Annotated in this window: 19 protein-coding genes and 1 pseudogene; 6 read left to right on the forward strand and 14 right to left on the reverse strand. The window is 63.8% G+C overall.

Annotation, left to right across the window (positions count from 1 at the left end):
- The first annotated feature begins 4 nt into the window (after positions 1–4).
- The 3 genes and pseudogenes from MYXE_RS04545 to MYXE_RS25220 all read left to right on the forward strand — a co-directional run bounded on the left by MYXE_RS04545 (position 5) and on the right by MYXE_RS25220 (position 3062).
- Complete coding sequence (locus MYXE_RS04545) at positions 5–1123, forward strand: phosphotransferase (protein WP_085197079.1); 1119 nt, start codon at positions 5–7, stop codon at positions 1121–1123.
- A gap of 102 nt (positions 1124–1225) precedes the next feature.
- The gene (locus MYXE_RS04550; RefSeq protein ID WP_085197077.1) at positions 1226–2053 is read left to right on the forward strand and encodes an SDR family NAD(P)-dependent oxidoreductase; all 828 of its coding nucleotides are present in this window, start codon (positions 1226–1228) and stop codon (positions 2051–2053) included.
- Positions 2050–3062 (forward strand): annotated as a pseudogene (locus MYXE_RS25220) (cytochrome P450). Before MYXE_RS04550 ends, MYXE_RS25220 begins: the two are co-directional and overlap by 4 nt.
- Before the next feature lie 62 nt (positions 3063–3124).
- Here MYXE_RS25220 and MYXE_RS04560 read toward each other — a convergent pair.
- From MYXE_RS04560 to MYXE_RS24935, 7 genes are all read right to left on the reverse strand, one after another.
- Positions 3125–3535 (reverse strand): Zn-ribbon domain-containing OB-fold protein, encoded by a 411-nt coding sequence (locus MYXE_RS04560; RefSeq protein ID WP_085197075.1) that lies wholly within the window; start codon positions 3533–3535, stop codon positions 3125–3127.
- Positions 3532–4668, reverse strand: coding sequence for a thiolase C-terminal domain-containing protein (locus MYXE_RS04565; protein WP_085197073.1), 1137 nt, complete (start codon positions 4666–4668; stop codon positions 3532–3534). The genes MYXE_RS04560 and MYXE_RS04565 overlap by 4 nt, the downstream gene beginning before the upstream one ends.
- A 14-nt stretch (positions 4669–4682) precedes the next feature.
- Positions 4683–6833 carry an acyl-CoA dehydrogenase gene (locus tag MYXE_RS04570; RefSeq protein WP_085197071.1) on the reverse strand — a complete coding sequence of 717 codons (2151 nt, stop codon included), beginning with the start codon at positions 6831–6833 and terminating at the stop codon, positions 4683–4685.
- Between the two features lie 19 nt (positions 6834–6852).
- Positions 6853–7458 carry a nitroreductase family protein gene (locus MYXE_RS04575; protein ID WP_085197069.1) on the reverse strand — a complete coding sequence of 202 codons (606 nt, stop codon included), beginning with the start codon at positions 7456–7458 and terminating at the stop codon, positions 6853–6855.
- Positions 7451–7822, reverse strand: coding sequence for a DUF4286 family protein (locus MYXE_RS04580; protein WP_085197098.1), 372 nt, complete (start codon positions 7820–7822; stop codon positions 7451–7453). Before MYXE_RS04580 ends, MYXE_RS04575 begins: the two co-directional genes overlap by 8 nt.
- A 74-nt stretch (positions 7823–7896) precedes the next feature.
- On the reverse strand, positions 7897–8907 hold the full coding sequence (locus tag MYXE_RS04585; RefSeq protein WP_085197067.1) for a DUF7065 domain-containing protein: 1011 nt from the start codon (positions 8905–8907) through the stop codon (positions 7897–7899).
- A gap of 9 nt (positions 8908–8916) precedes the next feature.
- Positions 8917–10533 (reverse strand): PEP-utilizing enzyme, encoded by a 1617-nt coding sequence (locus MYXE_RS24935; protein ID WP_085197065.1) that lies wholly within the window; start codon positions 10531–10533, stop codon positions 8917–8919.
- A 156-nt stretch (positions 10534–10689) separates the two neighbouring features.
- Between MYXE_RS24935 and MYXE_RS04595 the strand changes: the two genes are divergently transcribed.
- Entirely contained in the window at positions 10690–11610 is a 921-nt protein-coding gene (locus MYXE_RS04595; RefSeq protein WP_085197063.1) for a TIGR03619 family F420-dependent LLM class oxidoreductase, read from the forward strand.
- Between the two features lie 12 nt (positions 11611–11622).
- Here MYXE_RS04595 and MYXE_RS04600 read toward each other — a convergent pair whose 3' ends face one another.
- Positions 11623–12795, reverse strand: coding sequence for a cytochrome P450 (locus MYXE_RS04600; RefSeq protein ID WP_085197062.1), 1173 nt, complete (start codon positions 12793–12795; stop codon positions 11623–11625).
- 249 nt (positions 12796–13044) lie between these two features.
- On the opposite strand from MYXE_RS04600, the gene MYXE_RS04605 reads away from it, so the two are divergent.
- On the forward strand, positions 13045–13479 hold the full coding sequence (locus MYXE_RS04605; RefSeq protein WP_232061739.1) for a TetR family transcriptional regulator: 435 nt from the start codon (positions 13045–13047) through the stop codon (positions 13477–13479).
- On the opposite strand, the gene MYXE_RS04610 is transcribed toward MYXE_RS04605, so the two are convergent.
- The 6 genes from MYXE_RS04610 to MYXE_RS04635 form a co-directional block, all read right to left on the reverse strand.
- Complete coding sequence (locus MYXE_RS04610; RefSeq protein WP_232061740.1) at positions 13476–14414, reverse strand: spirocyclase AveC family protein; 939 nt, start codon at positions 14412–14414, stop codon at positions 13476–13478. The genes MYXE_RS04605 and MYXE_RS04610 overlap by 4 nt on opposite strands.
- Before the next feature lie 796 nt (positions 14415–15210).
- On the reverse strand, positions 15211–15762 hold the full coding sequence (locus tag MYXE_RS04615) for an RES domain-containing protein (RefSeq protein ID WP_157139298.1): 552 nt from the start codon (positions 15760–15762) through the stop codon (positions 15211–15213).
- Entirely contained in the window at positions 15759–16091 is a 333-nt protein-coding gene (locus tag MYXE_RS04620) for an antitoxin Xre/MbcA/ParS toxin-binding domain-containing protein (RefSeq protein ID WP_003922519.1), read from the reverse strand. Before MYXE_RS04620 ends, MYXE_RS04615 begins: the two co-directional genes overlap by 4 nt.
- 405 nt (positions 16092–16496) lie before the next feature.
- On the reverse strand, positions 16497–16874 hold the full coding sequence (locus MYXE_RS04625) for a type II toxin-antitoxin system VapC family toxin (RefSeq protein WP_003922521.1): 378 nt from the start codon (positions 16872–16874) through the stop codon (positions 16497–16499).
- Positions 16871–17128 (reverse strand): ribbon-helix-helix domain-containing protein, encoded by a 258-nt coding sequence (locus tag MYXE_RS04630; RefSeq protein ID WP_003922522.1) that lies wholly within the window; start codon positions 17126–17128, stop codon positions 16871–16873. Before MYXE_RS04630 ends, MYXE_RS04625 begins: the two co-directional genes overlap by 4 nt.
- A 105-nt stretch (positions 17129–17233) precedes the next feature.
- Positions 17234–17827 carry a thioredoxin family protein gene (locus MYXE_RS04635; RefSeq protein WP_085197055.1) on the reverse strand — a complete coding sequence of 198 codons (594 nt, stop codon included), beginning with the start codon at positions 17825–17827 and terminating at the stop codon, positions 17234–17236.
- Between the two features lie 183 nt (positions 17828–18010).
- Between MYXE_RS04635 and MYXE_RS04640 the strand changes: the two genes are divergently transcribed.
- The gene (locus tag MYXE_RS04640; RefSeq protein ID WP_415624475.1) at positions 18011–18664 is read left to right on the forward strand and encodes a M15 family metallopeptidase; all 654 of its coding nucleotides are present in this window, start codon (positions 18011–18013) and stop codon (positions 18662–18664) included.
- Positions 18665–18713 lie beyond the last annotated feature (49 nt).

The raw sequence follows: 18713 nt of genomic DNA on the forward strand, positions 1-18713 counted from the left end.
GACATTGAGCGGTCGAGCACAAGCTCTTGTCCTGCGTTCCCCACACGATCTGACGCCCGAAGTGCTGACGGCGGTATTGCGCGGCTACGACCCCGCTGTGGCCGTCACTGGAGTAAAGCTACGGCGGACATCTCAGGGCACGAGTTCGCACGTTCACCTCGACGTGAGCTATGCCGAGCCGAAAGCCGCTCTGCCCCGGCACTTGTTCGTCAAGACGCAGCTAAGCACCGTGCACGATCTGCCGGAGGCGTTTGACGAGTCGTTGTCGGTCGGCGGGGGTGGCACCGTGCTGCTCAACGATGAAACCCGCTTTTACCGCGACCTGCGGCCGAGCATCGACGCCGAAACGCCGACCGTGTACTTCGCCGACCACCTCGAGGGGCCGTCGCAGTTTCTGATTATCACAGAAGATGTGACGGATCGCGGTGCCCGATTCCCCGACGCCATTGCCGGGCTGACGGTTGATGAAGTTGATGAGTTGCTTAAGACGCTCGTTCAAGTTCATGCGCCATTCTGGGGTAGTCCGCGAATGAGCGACAGCGGTGACTTGGGCTGGCTGGAGCACCCGGTGCGCGGGCCGTTCGCAACCTTCCTGCACGCCGACGGGTTCGGCATCATCCGTGCGTTGCTGGAAGTGCCGTATAAAAAGAAGCTGCTCGAGGTTGCCGGCGTGGACGCCGACACGATGGAGAATACCTTCTGGCGGCTGGCCGAATACTCCGCCGAAGAACCCCTCACACTGCTGCACGGTGACCCTCATCCCGCAAACACCTACGTCTTGCCCGATGGCCGGGTCGGGGTGCTTGACTGGCAACTGGTACGGCGCGGCTCATGGGCGCATGACTTCGGCTACGCCCTGGTAGGGGCGCTGGAACCGGAGCTACGCCGGGCGCATGAGCGCGAGCTGCTCGACGGCTATCTGGCGCGGCTGCAAACCGCTGGCGTCGAGGCGCTGCCGGACCGTGAACACATGTGGATCTCCTACCGCCGCACCCCGGCATGGGGATTCTGCATGTGGGCCATCACCCCGGATCAGATGTACTCGACCGAACTGGTCACCGCCGTCCTGCGCCGGTTCGCGGTGGCCTACGCCGAGCTGGGCACCGCGGAGCTGCTGCGCTGACAATCGCTAGCATGGCCTGCCTTGTATTGTGTTGGATCACACTGCCGATTAATTTGGCACCCAGCTGCCAATTGCACCTACGTAAGAGAGGATCAGGGCGCTGTGCGAATCATCGTTACCGGCGGCAACAGCGGTGTCGGCCGGGCTACCGCGTCGGCCATGGCAGCAGCCGGCCACCAGGTGGTGATCGCTTGTCGCACGCTGGACAAGGGCGAAGAAGCCGCAGCTGCGATGACAGGCCACGTCGATGTGCACCACCTCGACCTGGCGGACCTTGCCAGCGTGCGCAAGTTCGCCGATCACGTCGACTTCGTCGACGTCCTGGTGAACAACGCGGGTGTGCTCGGACTTCCCCTGACCCGGACCACGGATGGCTTCGAAGCTCACATGGGCACCAATCACCTTGGCCACTTCGCACTCACCTGCCTGCTCGGCGACCGCATCCGCGACCGCGTTGTTGTCGTCGCCAGCAGTAATTACGCCCTGGCCCGCATCCACTTCGACGACCTGAACTGGCAGCGGCGCCGGTACAACATGTGGTCGGCGTACGGTGAATCGAAACTGGCCAACCTATTGTTCGTCGCAGAATTGGTCCGCCGGGGCAGGCGGGCGTATGCGTCCGATCCTGGCATGACCGCCACCGATATCACTCGCGACGGCACGGGAGTGCTGCGGTGGGCCGGTAAAACGCTGGCCCCGCACATCGCGCAGAGCCCAGCTAATGGGGCGCGCTCGACGATTCAGGCCGTCACAACCGACTTGCCTAACGGAACATACATCGCGCCGCGCGGCCTATTTCACCAGTGGGGCAAGCCCAAGCCGACGAAATTACTTGCCAAGGCCCGCGATCCGCAGAGCGCGCGCCGGTTGTGGGAACTGTCCGCCGAACTGACGGGCTGTGACTGGGACACCATCAAAGAGGCGGTATGACCGATCAGCAGCCACTGTGGCAATGCCCCGTGGAGACCCTGGAACTAAACTCTCCATCAGCTCCCGCGTTGACGCACTTTCGTCAGCTCGACGCTGTCCAGGACCGGCTGCGGCCGGTGTTTCGCAACGCCGAGGGCGACGGCTATTGGATGTTCACCGACCACGCGGTGATCCTGGACGGCTTACAGCACCCGGAGCTCTGGTCGAGCAGCGTTATCGTTCCCACCGAACCCGATCCGCCATACAAGTGGATCCCGATCATGATCGATCCACCCGAACATGCGAAGTGGCTTTTTCCGTCGATCGTGTTTCCGAAGATCATGGGTATGCCGGTCGGCCATCTCGACCAGTTCCTGGAGTGGGAGGACAAGATCCTGCACCAGCAGGGCGTCGGTGAGCAAGTTAACGCTGCACGGTTCGAGGGCATGCAGCAGGTGATGGGCTAATTCGCTGGGCTGATCGGGCAACGTCGGATGGCGCCGAATCCGGACGCCGACGATATCGTCAGCAAGGCAATCGGCTGGACGATCGACGGCGCGCCGGTTTCTGACGGGGATCTGCTGAGCTGCCAGTTGTTGTTGTTCATGGCGGGCCTCGATACGGTGGCCAGTCAGCTGTCCTACGCTATGCTGCATTTGGCGACCCATCCCGCCGACCGGGCACGGATTGTTGCCGACCGCCAGGTTATTCCTCGGGCGGTCGAGGAACTGTTGCGTGTCTATCCGATCGTGCAAACCGCCCGTAAACCCACCCGCGACATGGATTTTCACGGCTGCCCTGTCAAAGCAGGCGACATGGCCGCCTTTCCCATGGCCGCCGCCGGCCGCGACGAGACTGCCGACCCTGATGCGCGCCGCGTCGAGTTCAATCGTGGGATCACGCGCCACCTGTGGTCATCCTTGAGGAGTGGCATCGCCGCATCCCCGAGTACGAGGTTGTCGAGCAACCCGTTGAGCATGGCGGGCAAGTTTTCGGGCTGGACTCTCTCAACCTGCGTTGGGACAGTTGATGCTCAAGCACCAGCTGGCCGCTCAATGAGCATCGACCAGCCATCCAAGATCCAAGCCGCCGTCAAGCCAAGATGAACTCGGGCACGCGAAAGCCGGTGTCCCCCAGATCAACGACACGCATTCGCACCGGTTGCCCGATCCGGACCTCGGCGGGGTCCACGGCAATAATCGCGTTGATCCGCAAGCCTGGCTGTTCGGCGAGCTCGACGATCCCGATCACGTATGGGGGTGTCCGCCCCGGCACCAGAGGCTGACGCGCGACGATGTAGCTAAAGAGCGTGCCTTCGCCGCTAGCCTGCTCGAAATGTACGGGCCCACCGGTGAATCGGCTGCGTTCCAGTGGGGGATGAATCCACTTGCCGGTGTCATCGCACCGACACAACATCAACTTGCCGTCTTTAAGTCCCTCCCAGAAGGGTGCAGTGTCCGGATCAGGGACCGGGATAGGCGGTGCGAATGCGGAGTTGGTCACGGCTTCTCCCTGCTGTAGATGTTGGCGCCACCGAACGGTCCCCCGCCAGCGGTCACAAGCGCCAGCTGTGCATCCTTGATCTGGCGGTAGCCGGCGGCGTGGCGCAGCTGCAGCGCCGCCTCGTAGTGGTGGTTGAGTCCGTGAACGTAGCCCTCGGACAGCAGCCCGCCATGTGGATTCACCACGACATCACCACCATACGTGGCCCGGCCAGTGGAGAAGAACTTGCCGACTTCACCCTTTTCGCAAAATCCAAATCCCTCCATGGTGGCCATTACGGTGTAGGTGAAGCAGTCATACATGCACGCCACGTCCATGTCGGCCGGTGACAGGCCCGTCTTCTTCCAAATCTTCGGACCGGCACTGCGCGAGTACATCTCGGTAGGGTCGTCCCAGATCGTCCAATTCGCGCCGCCCTGAGAGTTCGACGACCCGACTAGCCACACCGGCGGCTGCGCGGCGTCCGCGGCGATGTCCTCACCAGCCACCAGGATCGCCACCGCGCCGTCGACCTCCGATGCGCAATCGAGCACCCGGAACGGCTCATTGATCCAGCGGGAGGCCAGATAGTCGTCCATGGTGAGAGGTTCCCGGCGGAGGGCGTGTTCGTTGGGTCCGGCGTGTCTACGCTGGGTGATCGCGATCTGTCCGAGATCCTCACACGTCGAGCCGTATACGTGTTGATGGCGGCGGGCCCACATTGCGAACCACTGTGGCGGGACCATGAAACCTGACACAGCGTCAAACTGGTTGTCATGATCGAGTTGAATCGGGCCCTGGATGGTTCCGAACCTGTAGCCGGAGCGACCGTTCAGCGACCGATACACTAGTACCGCTCGGCACAACCCGGCCTCGATTACCGCGGCAGCTGTGGCGATCTGGTCGGCCACTATGTTGCCGCCACCGTACATCGCGTTGGCCCACGCCAATTCATCGATACCCAACGCCCAGCCCACATAGATGGGCTGCTCAGAGTCATTGACCATGTATGTGCAGATCCCGTCCACGTCAGCGGGTATCAGTCCGGCGTCGGCGATCGCATCCCGACACGCAGCGACGGCCATGCTCCGCGTCGTACGGCCTGAGTTGCGGCAGTAGGCTGTGCGGCCGATTCCGATGACAGCACAAGTCATGTCGATTCTCCGGTCTACTTCGGTGTTGGTTCCCGGGGCAGACCCAGGATGCGTTCGGCGATGAGGTTTCGTAAGATCTCGCTGGTGCCACCCGCGATGGTCAGGCAGCGGCTGAACAGGTAATCGTGCACCACCTTGCCTTCACCGCCGAGGAGTACAGCAGGCCCAGTGATGCGAAGCGCCAGTTCAGCTACACGCTGCGCGTGTTCGGCTCCGAAGAGCTTGGCGATATTGCCTTCGATACCCGGCCCGGCCGCGAAGACCGCTCGGGCGGCCTGCCGAAGGTTCAGCGCCGCAAGGGCATATGCCTCAACGAGCAGCGCGCCGACCTCACGGGCCAGCCCGGTGTCATCGGCGTTGTGGCGCAACAGAATGTCGAGCAAGCGACCGGCTTGGAGCGTCACCGAGCCGCCACCGATGGACACCCGTTCGTTGCCGAACGTCGCCATCGCAACCACCCAGCCAGCATTGACCCCACCCACCACATCTGAGTCGGGCACGAAGACCTCGTTGAGGAACACCTCGTTAAACAACGCTTCACCGGTGATCTCGGTAAGTGGGCGGATCTCGACCGCGGGATCCTCGAGATCGATGATCATCGTTGTGATCCCCTTGTGTTTGGGCGCATCGGGGTCCGTGCGCACGGTGGCCAGACCCCGCTGACAGTTCGCTGCGTCGCTGGTCCAGACTTTCTGCCCGGTGACCAGCCAGCCGCCGTCGACCCGCTTCGCTTTAGTAGTGACCGCCGCCGCATCCGAACCGGCGCCCGGTTCGCTGAACAACTGACACCAGCGGATCTCACCGTCAAGGCTGGGCCAGATCAGTCGCTCGACCTGCTCGACGCTGCCGTGCTGAAGTAGCGTCGGCACCACCCATTCGCCAAGCCCGAGGCTCGGTTTGTCGAGGCCCGCTAACTCTTGCTCGATGACGAGTTGCTCGACGGGATCGGCGTCTCGACCGTATGGCTTGGGCCAGTGGGGTTGAAGGTAACCACAGTGCGCCCAAAGCTTTCGCCGCTGCTGCGGGTCGGCCCCCTCGAGTTTGGCACGGAAATCCCGCGCAGCCTGCCGGTATTGATCAGCGACGGCGGGCAAATCCACTGCATGGGAGCGGCGCGCACCACTGCGCTGCAGCTCGACGACTTTGTCGCGCAATACGTCGGGTCCACCTGCGAAGGTCAGCAGCACAGTCGCACGCCGGATGTACAGGTGGGCGTCGTGCTCCCAGGTATAGCCGATGCCTCCATGCACCTGGACGTTGTTCAGCGCCACCCGCTGATACGCCGGTAGCACATGTCCGGCCGCCATCGTCACGGCCAACTCAGCCTCTGGGTCGCGAGCCCGCGCGGCATCCCAGGCGACTGCCACCGCGAGTTCGGTATCCATCAGCATGTTCGCGCAGTGATGCTTGATGGCCTGAAATGATCCGATAGGCCGACCGAACTGCTCGCGGGCGGCGACGTACACCTTTGCCATCTCGGTGCAGGCGCCCAGTCCGCCCACGGCCTCCGCCGTGGCCAGCAGCCGCAGGATCCGCACGGCATCGCCTGCTGTGCCCGCAAACACGTCAGCGATCCGCGCTGACGACAGCCCGAGGACCGCAATGGCTCGCATCAGCTGATCAACGGAGTCGGTGCGGCGCGCGGTGACAGCGTCTCCCTTCTCGACGAGTACCATGTCCTGGCCTACCGGGACCAGGAAGAGGTCAGCCCCTGGCTCCGCCAGCGCGGCAACCGCTTCCGCAGTGATTGTCGAACCTGCCAGGACCGCAACGTCGTTCGTGCCGATTCCTGCGACGACGTCACCGGAGACGAGCTGGGGAAGCCACCGCTTTCGTTGCTCGTCGGTGCCGGACTCGGCGATCAGCGCAGAAACCGCGACCGTCGGTAGGAACGGTCCGCCGATCGCAGCTCGGCCCAATTGCTCCAACACGATGGTCAGCTCCGGCAATCCATAACCCTGACCACCGAACTGCTCGTCGACGTGGAGGCCAAGCCAGCCGACTGCGACGATCTCCTTCCATAGCGGGTCGTCGAGCCACCAGCGCCCCGCAAGGTCGCCGTCGAGCAGAATACGACGCGCCGCGGCCGTACCGCCGTGACGCGTCACTAGCGACTGCGCGACCTCGGCCAGTGCGATATGGTCTTCGGTTATCCCCAACGGCATTGGCTGGACTCCGTTCTCGTCACCACGGGCTGCCGAAGCGGTCGCGGAAAGTCATCGACGTCGCAGGCCGACGCCGTGGCGGGGACAGTTTCTTTGCCGGACGGCCGAGGTAAATTGCCGCCATCGGAAGCATCGTGTCGGGCAGCGCCAGTTGTTCGCGCACGCGGTCGATACCGAACATGGTTAGACCCGTGGTGAGGCATGAGCCGTAACCCAGGTCGGCGGCCGCCAGCAACAGGTTCTGCACTGCGGGGTAGATGGATGCGGGCGCATAGGCCTCTTCGACCCGCGACAGATCGGCACACACCACCACAACCACGGGCGCGGCGGCGAAACCACCGCTGAACCCTTGTTCCAGGTCGGCGAAGAGCGTTTCGTCACTTAACTTCCCGCGGATGAACTCCTTCCCGCCCGCGTTCCATGTTTCCGTCCACCAGTCGGCCAGATGCGCCTTGGTCTGCTCGTCGGTGACTACCACGAACACCCACGGTTGGGTGTTCTCGGCACTCGGCGCGTGTACCGCCGCGTCGAGCATCTGCTCGATGTGAGAGTCGGGCACCTTGCTGGCTGGGTCGAATCGTCGGCACGCTCGCTGCGCGAGCATGACCTCGAGCAGGTCACCCATTGTGGTCCGCTACGCGGCGTTCGCCGTGCGGCGTCCAGCCAGTCAGCGAGATCGTGCTCAAGTCCAGCGTTTCGCCGAGCGACAACTTGCCAGTCGTGACCCGTGCCAGGAATTCCTTCATCACCGCGTCGGGGTCCCGGTCGAGTTCGTAGACCACCAGATAGCGGTGGGTCGGCGGAGGCAATTGCGCGGGAAGGTCCTCGTCTGCGGGTACTGTGACCTGCGCGAGATCGTAACGCTGCGCAGCAATTACGCCCGGAACGTCGAGAACTTCGGGCACATGCTTTGTGTCGTACCATTCGTTGAAGGCATCGTCCTGGCCCTCAATCGGATTCGTTAGCACGAGAAACAGGTTTTTGGCCACCGGCACGCCTTTCCGACAGGGCCCTCCCGAGGGCTATTGAGAACTACAATATGGCAGTCGACTGTCATGGTCAATCAGGCTCCCGCTAAGTTCGAGCGCTCGATATACGCGTGCCCGACTTCGCCGTCCCACTCGACACGTGCCCAGCTGACGGTGTAGGCCCGTGACGGATCCATGACCCCGTACGGCAACCCATCGGCCATTGAGATCCACAATGACGATCGCACCGTGCCGTGAATCGGGAGGTGTCCTGCCAACTCCAGCGTGTAGGTTTCGCCAGTGCGCATCAGCACCGCCGGTGGCGGAGCACGATTGATGTCGACATGTCGCAGTAAGCCGTCCTCAACGACGTATGCGCCCTCCAACGTGACTCGACCGTCCGGGGCCCAATACCGGCACATCCCGAACGCTCGGCCGCTCGGCATCACGGCACCGGTGATCACATGACCGCCCCACGTGGTGAGCGTGCTGGCGTCGCGGGCTCCGCGGGAATGATCGCGCCAACCGTATCCGTCGAACTCGGTTGTCACGCTGTCGATGGCAAGCTGGCCAGTGACCTTCGTCAGTTGCTCGTAATGCTCACGTGCCCAGGATTGTTCGGCCATGCCAGCGCCCGTCTTAGTGGGGGGAGCAGCCTCGGCGTCCCAGACCGGTGTGAGGCACTCGACATCCAGGTCGAGCTGCACGTGACTCTTCGGACCGTCGGTGATCAGGCCGGTGCGCATCGCCTCATACGAGGAGCGCACACAGAAACCATCGAAACTGATGTGCCACCTCGTGAATGGGTGCTCACAACGGAACTCGAGGTTTGCGCCGCCGGGTTGCCGTTCCGGTGGCGTGCGGTGGTAGCCCCACATCGCCAGCACACCGTGGTCTTCCGGAGGCGCGATCAGCACCCGTTCCTCCCACATCTCCCAGATATTGGCCACCGTGCCCAGATGTAGCCACATTCCGATGTCACGTTGCGGGTCGTATGGGGTGAATAGCAGGTTCTCGGTCCAGCCGGGGCAGTCCGGCGGGGTTCGGACGGTGGCCTCGCGTGCATCGGGCAGGCCCGAGGACAGGTCGTTGGTCGCAGCTGTCATGATGGCCTCCTAATGCCTGGCCGAGCGCTTCAGCACGGCGATCTCGCCCGTCGTTCCGTCAACGCGTACGACGTCGCCGGTGCGGAGCGCCCGGGTGCCGTTACCGGTACCAACGACACAGGCGATGCCCAGCTCGCGGGCGACGATCGCGCCGTGGCTCGCGGGACTGCCGATGTCAGTGACGAGTGCCCCGGCGAGCGAAACTAATGCGGTCCAACCGGGGTCGACGAACTTGCACACCAATACCTCGCCGTCTTCGAGGCTATCCTGGGAATCCGCGTCGAGGATGACTCGCACGGTTCCTTCGAAAACCCCTGGGCCAGCGGGTTTTCCGCGTACCGCACCGTTGTCCCCAAGGCTACCGTCTGCTACCCGGATCGGGGTCGGCATCCCGGTGAACACGTGGGGGATCTCGATGTGGCGGTACTCCTCGCGCCGAGCGCGGCGGAAGTTGACCAACTCGCGCACGTTGGTCGGCAGCGGGGCAGTCAGTTCGTCGATGGTGAGGTAGAAGGCGTCGTCTGGCCGGGCCAGGATTCCGGCGGCGGCCAGATCCTGTCCCATCGTGGTCGCGGCTGCGCGGCACCCGTCGACGGCGGTCAGGAACGCGGCCTTGGTGAGCTCGACCGAGCGCACCTGAACGCCGGCAAACCTGAGGAGTCGGCGCAACAGCGACCGCCGAACCGGTGAAAGCCCTGTCAGCAGCTCCTTCTCGGCTCGCTCCCGGGCGGCAACTGCGCGGTTGGCGCGCAATAGTGGCCGTTCGTCGTCGGGGCGTGCTGTGTGCGACGCTGCCGCGCGCAGCACTGCGCTGGGGTCCTCCCGCCAGGAATGCCCGATCACGTTTCCTTCGTTGGGCCCATGGAAGCCATGCCGCATGAGGAATTCGCCGATCTTCAGGTCGCCGCGGCCAAGCGACCACACGTCGTCGGCCAGCGCTGTTTCGATAACTCCGCCATAACCGGCCAGCAAGGCTGGCACCAGATCGTTGCGGCCCAGCCGCTCGGCGATCGAGGTGACCCGCGACCGCAACGCGTTCAAGATCAGCCGGGTGCGCACGTGTACGCGCATCGCCGTGCAGAAGCGGACAGCCGAATCGGCAAGCAACGCAGCGGCATCCGTCCAGTTGCCGGTCAGCACTATGGATTGCCACCAACGCATCTGCGCGGCGTGAACGCGGTAGGGCGCGGTGCGTTCGCGAGCCAGCGCGATGGGCCCCTTGACGGCAACGATCGGGAGCCGTGCTGGATTGCTCTTGGTCGGCGTGGCGTCCGGGCGGACCGAACCCAGCAAGTCGCGTTCGAAGTCGTCGCCGGTCATCCCGGGCAGCAGACCCGCCAGCTCCCGGGCACGATCGACATTCATCGCCTGCCTGCCGAAGAAGCATGCTGTGCTCCACTGGTTGGGATCGCTCGGCACCAATAGGGTCGAACGGGGCAAAACGCCGAAATCGTAGAGGCCGCCGCGCGACGCGAACTCTACCCCGGCACCCCATAGTGCCCAGCACAGCGGCGACAAGATGTCCGGGGTGGCTTCGCCGACATTGGTCAAAGTCCACAGCCGGTGTGGCTCGCTGGTCCCACGGATCGGGTCGGTGAGAGGCGCGACACCGCCCTCGTTTTCCATGCGCCTCCTAACGTGACAGACCACTGCCAGTATTACCGTATCATGGGAACTGTATTGACGGTGGCAGTCGACTGCCATATGGTTTGAGATCACACGAGCTCGCGCCGTCTCCCACGGCAGCGCCGTGCATTTCCGGACAAAACGGAAAGGCCAGCAATGAGATTTGCCGTCTATCTGCCGAACTGCATGCACGTCGCGGCGATCACCCAACCTTGGGAACACAAGCTGACCGGGCTTGAGATCGTCGGCGTCGCGAGACGTGCCGAGCAGCTGGGCTATTCGATGGTGTTTCTGCCCGAGCATTTCCTGACTCCCCGCCGACACCTCGAACTATCAGGCAACCACTACTTCGACGCCACCACGGCCCAGGCGTTCATCGCGGGCGCCACGTCGACGATCAGGATCGGTTCGATGGTGACGATCCTGCCGCTGCACAATCCCGTGATCGCCGCCAAGTCCATCGCTACCCTCGACTGGTTCAGCGGAGGCCGGGCACAGGTCACGATCGGAGTCGGCTGGCTCAAGGAGGAGTACGACATTGTCGGAGTGCCTTTCACCAAACGGGGACGGATGACCGACGAGTACCTTGCTGCGATGTTCGAGCTCTGGTGCAGCGACAGCCCGAGTTTTGATGGCGAGTTCGTGAAGTTCAACGATGTGGCCTTCGGGCCCAAGCCAATTCAGGAACCCCGCCCGGTGGTGTGGATGGGCGGGGATGCCGATGCCGTGCTGCGCCGGGCCGCGCGGTTCGGCGACGGCTGGGCGCCCTGGCTGACAAAGCCGGATGAACTGCCCGCCAAGATCGACTATTTGCACTCTCAGCCCGGTTTCGACGACCGGCCCTTTTCGGTTTTCTACAGCCTTGCCGTGTTGTCTATCGGAGAAGAGCATGCGATCGTCGAGGACCCGAACGCACAATTTGGTCAAAGCGCCCAGCAGGTGATCGATACCTGCAGCCGGCTTGCCGAACTGGGCGTCACCGACACGTGGGTCAATCCGCCGCCGCTCGACGACTTCAACGCTTACCTCGACCACATGCAGTGGGTGGCCGAGGAAGTGATTCCCAAAGTGGGCTGATGCCTGCCGGCGTCAGCCGATGACCAGGGGCACCGCGTCCAGGCCGAGGGTGCCGTTGGGCCACGGAGCCCTGGGATCGGCACCCGGGGCCAGGGAGTACTCAGGGATCCGACTGTGCCACTCCTCGAGAATCAGTCGCAGCTCCAGCCGCGCGAGGTGCGAGCCCAGGCACCGGTGCGGGCCCCGGCCGAACGCGAAGTGCGGCGGGCGTTTGTCCAGATGCACTCGTTCTGGTTCTTCGTAGAGCTGTGGGTCGCGGTTGGCGCAGCCATAGCTGACCAGCACGTCGGTGTTCTTGGCCAGCCGACAGCCGGCAACCTCAACGTCCTCGGTGATGACCCGCGGCGCAAAAGGAACCGGGGGATCGACCCGGAGCTGCTCCTCGATGAAGTACGGGATCAGTGCATAGTCGTTGGTGATTCTGTTCCGTAACTCCTTGTCGGAGGCGAGCCTCGCGAAGGAGAAGCCGAGGGCAGCGGTGACCGTATCCAGTCCGGCAAGCACAAAAAGGAAGCACAGGCCCAGGATTTCGGGGTCGGTCATGCCGCCTTCTTCCTTCAGGTCGATTAGCTGGGACAGCAGGTCGCCGCCGCCGGAATTGGCGCGCCGCTGTGCGATGTGCTCGCTGAGGTAGGTGTAGAGCTGCAACGCCTGATCGATCACCTCGGGCGTCGGCTCGGCACTAGCCGGATCGGTGAACTCGAGAATGGATTCCTTCCACTGCACCAACCGGTCGCGGTCCTCGAGCGGCAGGCCGAATAGCGTCAGGAACACCTGCGACGGGAAGGGAGTAGCCAGTTCAGCGACAATGTCGCAGGATCGCTTCACCTTGATGGCGTCGATCAGCTCACCGGCCTGCTTGCGAAGTTCAGGCTCTCTCTCAGCCATTCTCTTCGGGCTGAAGAACGGATCCAGGAGTCGGCGGAACCGGGTGTGGTCCGGCGGGTCGATCGCTATCGGCACCAACGGCACCGGGCTGCCGAGCCGGTCGAAGGCGCGCGCCGACGAGAAGATGTCAGGATGCTTGGCCGCGAAGTCGACCGCTGCGGCACTGGACATCACGACCTGCTGGTTCCCCCGCACGACTTCGCCGCGCTGACGTAGTTCCCGCCAGGCACGCGCCCGGTCTTCGTGGAATGGAAGATCATCGACGCTGAAATCGGATTCGTTGGTGGCGTCTGTCATGGCGGGAAATAATCCTCTCTGCAACCGGCCCCACATGCTGTCGGAAGGAAACAAATATGACAGTAGGCTGTCAACTATTTCCCAAGTATCGTCTGATGGTCGACTGGTGTCAACGATGCGCTGAAGTGCTGCCGTCGTTGCAGTGTCAAAATATCCGAGGAGGCTCAGATGGATGAGCCGGATGGCGCAGGGCGACCGTTTTGCCGCCTAGCGCGCATGCGGACTGGGCGCGGACGGCGTTAATTGGATGTGGCCCTGAATCCGTTGAGCGCCAAAGGGTACCAAATTATTACCGACGAGATCGCTGAGCGCGCCGGCACCTCGCCGGTGACCTTCTTCCGCTACTTCCCACCAAGGAAGCGGTGCTTTTTCGGTAGTACACCTTCATCGAGGCATTCAGCGGAAGGCTGCGTCGCCCAAGAGGGGTGCTCTCCGACTGCCAGGCTGATGGCGGACTCGCCGCCGTCCTGCTTGGCCGCGAATGTCGAGATCGTCGCGAAGGTGATAGCCGATAGCCGCGGGCTGTCGTCCCTCCACGACGAACGCCGGCCCCGCGCGGCTGTCGTGATGCTGCTCGTGGGGCGGGGTACTCAACGGATTGCTGTCGGCGCCGAGCCACCCGGTCGACAAGCTGATCCGCCAGGAGTTCGCCGCGCTGCCCAGGCTGCCGGCATAGCCTGCTAGCGGTCATCGAACCTGGTGCCGTCCGGGCAGGGACGAGGAGTACCCGGCCCGCAGAACTGCGTGCGCAGGTACGTCGGATAAGTCTGCGTGGGACCGGCATACAGGCCGGCGAAGTTGAATGGAACGTCGTAGACGCCGATCGCCACCACATGCAGGAAGCCGGTAACCGCCAACACTCGCAACACCGCCTTCACACGGGGCCCGGCCCAACGTAGCGTTTCGACTCCGCTCTCGACGCGAACCTGACCTTGCCTGTTCCGGAAGAACATCAGTGCGCCGCTGGACGTCAGCACCAGCGACCAAAGGATCGGACCGTACAGCGGGATCTGAACCGTCTGCCCGGCCCACAGCGTGACACCCGGGATCGCCGCGGGATAACCGACCAGTCCGTGGTGCACCGCAAAGATCTCCAGCGGGAACTCGATGACGTACACCGCGATCCAGCCGCATAAGAACGTACGCACCGGGCCCAGCGCCAGCCACTTAGCCCGCGCCCGCCCCATCGCCCAGCGCGCGATCATTCCCATGGTCAGCGGCATCCAGATGTAGATCATTCCGATCATCAGCACCGGCTCTGCCATCAATCGCCCGTCCGGGCTGAGCCAGCCGGGAATGTTCTCGGTCCAGTTGCCGAAGTTGACCAAGCCGGCGTTGTAGAACAGCGTGGGCTGGAACCAGTTGATCAGCGGGTCGTGCCACCAGGCGACCGTCGACCCGATGACGATGGCGGCCTCGACGCACAGTTGGCGCTCACGCAGGCTCTTGCGCACGACGTAGAAGACCGCGGTGGCCGCAAAAACCGGGCACAGGACCTGGAAGGCGGCCATCGCCGCGTGCGTACCTGCTGGGATCCGGTCGGGGCCGGCACTGACCGGCGTGGCATCGCCGGAGACGATCCAGGTGGTGTAGACGTAGGCGGCGACAGCGACACACACTGCGCCGACGCTCGACCAGAACAGCACTGGACGAATCGACCTCGGCTGCAGTGGCTTGGACTCGACTGGCTCGAGAGAAACGACATGATCGTGGCTCTCGAGACCTGTCATTGGTGAACCCCCTTGGGCACAAACGATTATTTAAAGATGTCAGTTCACTGTCACCATGTCAACAGCCTAGGTCGTCTTCCCGTCAGACCGCGTGATATATCACTCCATCGGCGACGACTGCAGGCGTTCGCTGTCCTGGACAGTACCCGTCCAGGCAAGGCACTCGCGATGGCCAGCCAGTCAGAAGCTGGGCCGGTTTGAGATGCATCGGTAGTGCCCAAAGTGCCGCGCCCCCCGCGCGGCGTGATACATGCCGCGACCGCACTGCGCTGGGGTTTTCGTCAAACAGATCGCTAGCCCTAACGGATACGGCCTGATGCGGTGATTGTACTGCTTGGGCAGGAAGAGTAACTATCGACAGAATCACCGGTGCCGTGCTATTGGAGTTCGGCTGGCCCACCCGCAGCACGCAATTACCGGGCTCAAAATCCACCCCATCCGCAACTGTCGCATGGGCGTCTGTACTGTAATCGATTGTGCGCCTCGGGTAATGGGAGCGATAAGGCGCGGCTTAACCGCGCCGATTGCGATGCTGGCATAGCTGGTGATCATCGCCGTCGGCCTGTCCGACAGCCACTTCGTCGGCCTCGCATAGGCGCCGGGGGACGAGCCGAGACGTTGTCAAAGTAGCGAGGCGGCAGCAGCGTCGAGTAGGCCAGCCATCCAACCCGCCTCTGTGGATCGTTCAAGCGAGGCCGAGGTACATCGCGGCGGCGATCACCGTCACGTCGTCAACGGACAGTGGCTGCACACTGTGCACACGCAATTCGCCTAGGGCGCGGTCGAATAGAGTGATCTGAATCCAACTCGCCTCCAACGTCGACCACCACCTCAACCCGGCAGCCTCCGGGTGGCGCTCGAACTGGGCAACCGCGTAGGCCTGTGTGACCGAACGCTGATTGGTCGCCACAACGGAAGGGTGTAGCGACTCGTTGACCAATACCGTGGGCTCGTCGAGGTCGACGAGTGCCGCGTCGTCGGCAAGCTCCAACTCTGCCAGTGCGAGTTGTCGGCCGGAGCGGACGAGCAAGTCGGGATGTAGGTCACCGGTGCCACGGAAAGGCGCGAGCATCTCGGCCACAGCAGAGACCGCCGCCTCAGCCAAGTACAGGCAGCCGTATCGATCCGGGGCGTCATGGCGCCCGCTGCCCTGGTACTCCCTGGGCACCCAGAGGGCGTGGCCGGGCCCTCCGACGGGTGCCGATGGATTCCACGGCAGGACGCGCCACAAGATCAAGCGAAGCTGCCGGCTTGCTCGTTGGCGATGGCGTCTAGCACTTCCCGGGTTTGGTCGCGACGGATGAGGTCGATGGGGCGGCGGCCTCCCAGGCTTGGGTTCATCCCGACGAGCCAGCGTTCGGCGGCTGCGCCGGAATAGAGGCGCAAGAGGCGCGCCATGACGAGATCAAGCAGGTCGACGCGGCCGGCGTTGATGTCGTCGATCCCTTCGCCTCGGCGCCATCGGGTGATTTGGGCGGCATTGACACCGAGCAGTTCGGCTAGGCGGCGCTGGGATCCGAAGTCGCGGCTGAGCGCGGCGACTTTTTCTTGCGTTGAAACGGGCACAAATCAAGTCTAGCGCAACAAAAAATGTTGCGCGAGCTCTGCGATCATCGACCCTGCCATCCGCAGGCCAACCTGAAGTCGAGTCGCCCGATGGCAGATGCCGGTCCCGCGGATCACTGTAGTGAAGCGCTGTCGATTGCGCGCCCGGGCAACCTCCGGTACGGGCCAATATGCGAGCTGTCGATGGCAGCGTCATCGCTGGCGACGCCAACACCGGGTTTGGCCTCGGCGACCAGATAATCGGCAATGGGCGACTTGGTCGAACACCGCCCCGACTGCTCTAAAACCCTGGGTGCGGCGGTTATGCTGGGCGGCAACGAAAATGGGCTCGAGGCCACGCAGCGCATCCGGGTCTGACGACGTGATCGCCACGTATGGCACGTATCGGGCCGAGCGGACGCGAAGTCAGTACGGGGGCTTCAGCTCGGCAAACATCGGGAAGTGGCGCACATTCGTCGTCAGCAGGTCGGCGTCGATGACGATCGCGGTCGCGGCGATCAGGTAGTCGACAGCGTCGATGCCGCTATGGCTTCTTCGGTACCGACGCGCGAGTCGTCCACCGACGCGTGCCACATCCTCGGTCACGGCGGCCCAACGCAGGGCGGAGCAGAACTCCTCAAACGCGCCGAGTTCCTTGTCCCGTACGCCCGCCAGGAGCTCGAACCGGACCAGTTCACTTGCCACCAATTCCTCACCGGTGGCGGTCAGTGCCGCGAGCAGCTCGGCAGCCGCGGGCTCGCCCCGCAAATGGTCGACAGCGATGGTGGTGTCAATCAGCTTCACGCCGAACCGAGCCGGCTAAGGCGCTCGTTGAGGTCACCGCGAACAGCGTCCACGTAGTCAGCACCGGTGAAGTCACGTCCCCGCCAGGAGCCGGCGCTTCGCTTCAGGGCCGCCACCCGCTCTTCCTTGCTTCGGCTTCCGTAAGTAGCGCGAATCGCCCGACGGATCAGCTCGGACCGGGATGCGCCAGTTGCCTTGACAGCGCGATCGAGGAGCTCGACCTCCTCATCATTAAGCGTGATCTGGGTGCGCATTACATCACCATACATCTAGTGATGCCGATACCTGCTGCGTCGCGGGACGAAACCAATGGCGTAGGGGTGCCCAGAATCACCCGCGCTCCCTTGCCGCGGCTGCCGCTAGCCGGTGGCTCCCGCGGGCCCGTAGTCGGGCTCGTTGCCCGGTTTCCATTTGATGTTGCAGCCGACGCTGGGGACCTGGTCGCCGGGGACCGGCTGACCCGCCAGCACCGCCTGGACGGCCCGGTCGAGGTCATCGCCGGTGACTGGCCGGTTGTTGCCCGGCCGACTCGCGTCGAACTGGCCTCGGTAGGCCAGCTTGCGGTCCCTATCGAAGAGGAACAGATCCGGAGTGCAGGCGGCCCGAAACGTGCGAGCGACTTCCTGGGTCTCATCCAGCAGGTAAGGGAAGCTCCACCCGTTCTGCTCGGCAAAGGCAGGCATGTGCTCGGGCCCGTCTTGCGGGTAGGCGGCGATGTCGTTGGCGTTGATCGCCAGCACGGCCAGACCCTGATCCATCCACTGGCGGGCCCGCTGCCCGAGGGTGGGCCCGATGTGGATGACGAACGGGCAGTGGTTGCAGACGAAGGCCACCAGCAGGCCCGCGGCCCCGGCCACGTCGGCCGGGCCGTGCAGCTTTCCCTGCGCGTCGGGGAGCCGGAAATCGGGCACCCGGGTGCCCAGGGGAACCATCGTCGAGTGAACAGCAACCATGGCCCCAGGATGCCATCACCGCGCTAATCCCGACGAGACCCTCCTTCGACAACCACGCGGTATGACCGGCACTGGATTTCGTTGGTGGCCTTCATGAACGCACAACTACAAACTGTCGCCCACCGACTCGATAACAATGTTGGAATGCGTACCGTGCGCTGGCTCCTGGTCGCCGTGCTGGTCATGGCTTGCAGTTACGGTTGCGCTGGACGCGCCAGCGCCGACGTCCCCCCGCTGAGCGCACAGGCGCAAGCGGCGGGTTTCGTGGATGTCCGGTCCATCGTCCCCAACGCGATCACCGACCTGCGTTACGCGACACCCAACAACTTCACCGGTGCGCCTTTGTACCCGGCTGATGCCCGCTGCCTGGTGCACGAGTCCATGGCTCCGGGACTTGCGGCGGCCGCGGCGGCGTTGCGTCCGCAGGGAGAGGTGCTCGTCTTCTGGGACTGCTACCGGCCACACGACGTCCAGGTCGAGATGTTCAAGGCTGTCCCGAACCCGGCGTGGGTGGCGCGGCCCGGCCCCTACGCGAGCAGCCATGAGGCGGGCCGTTCGGTGGACGTGACGATGGCTAGCGTGCAAGGACAATGCCCGTCCGAGCGCCAGGTCGGCGGACTGTGCCTGCTCGACATGGGAACCGACTTCGACGACTTTTCGCCCCGCGCGAAAGCATTCGCCACCGAAGGAGTTAGCCCAACCGCCCAAACGAACCGGGCCAGCCTGCGCAACGCCATGAGCCTCGGTGGGCTGACGGTCTACTCCGGTGAGTGGTGGCATTTCGACGGACCGGGCGCGGCCGTAGAACGCCCGATCCTCGCCGTCCCGGTGAACTAGGTGATCTCATATATTGAGAAATCGCCGTCCTCTACCTCTAGCGTCGGAC

This window comes from Mycobacterium xenopi (assembly GCF_009936235.1).
In the GTDB taxonomy this organism is placed as follows: Bacteria; Actinomycetota; Actinomycetes; order Mycobacteriales; family Mycobacteriaceae; genus Mycobacterium; species Mycobacterium xenopi.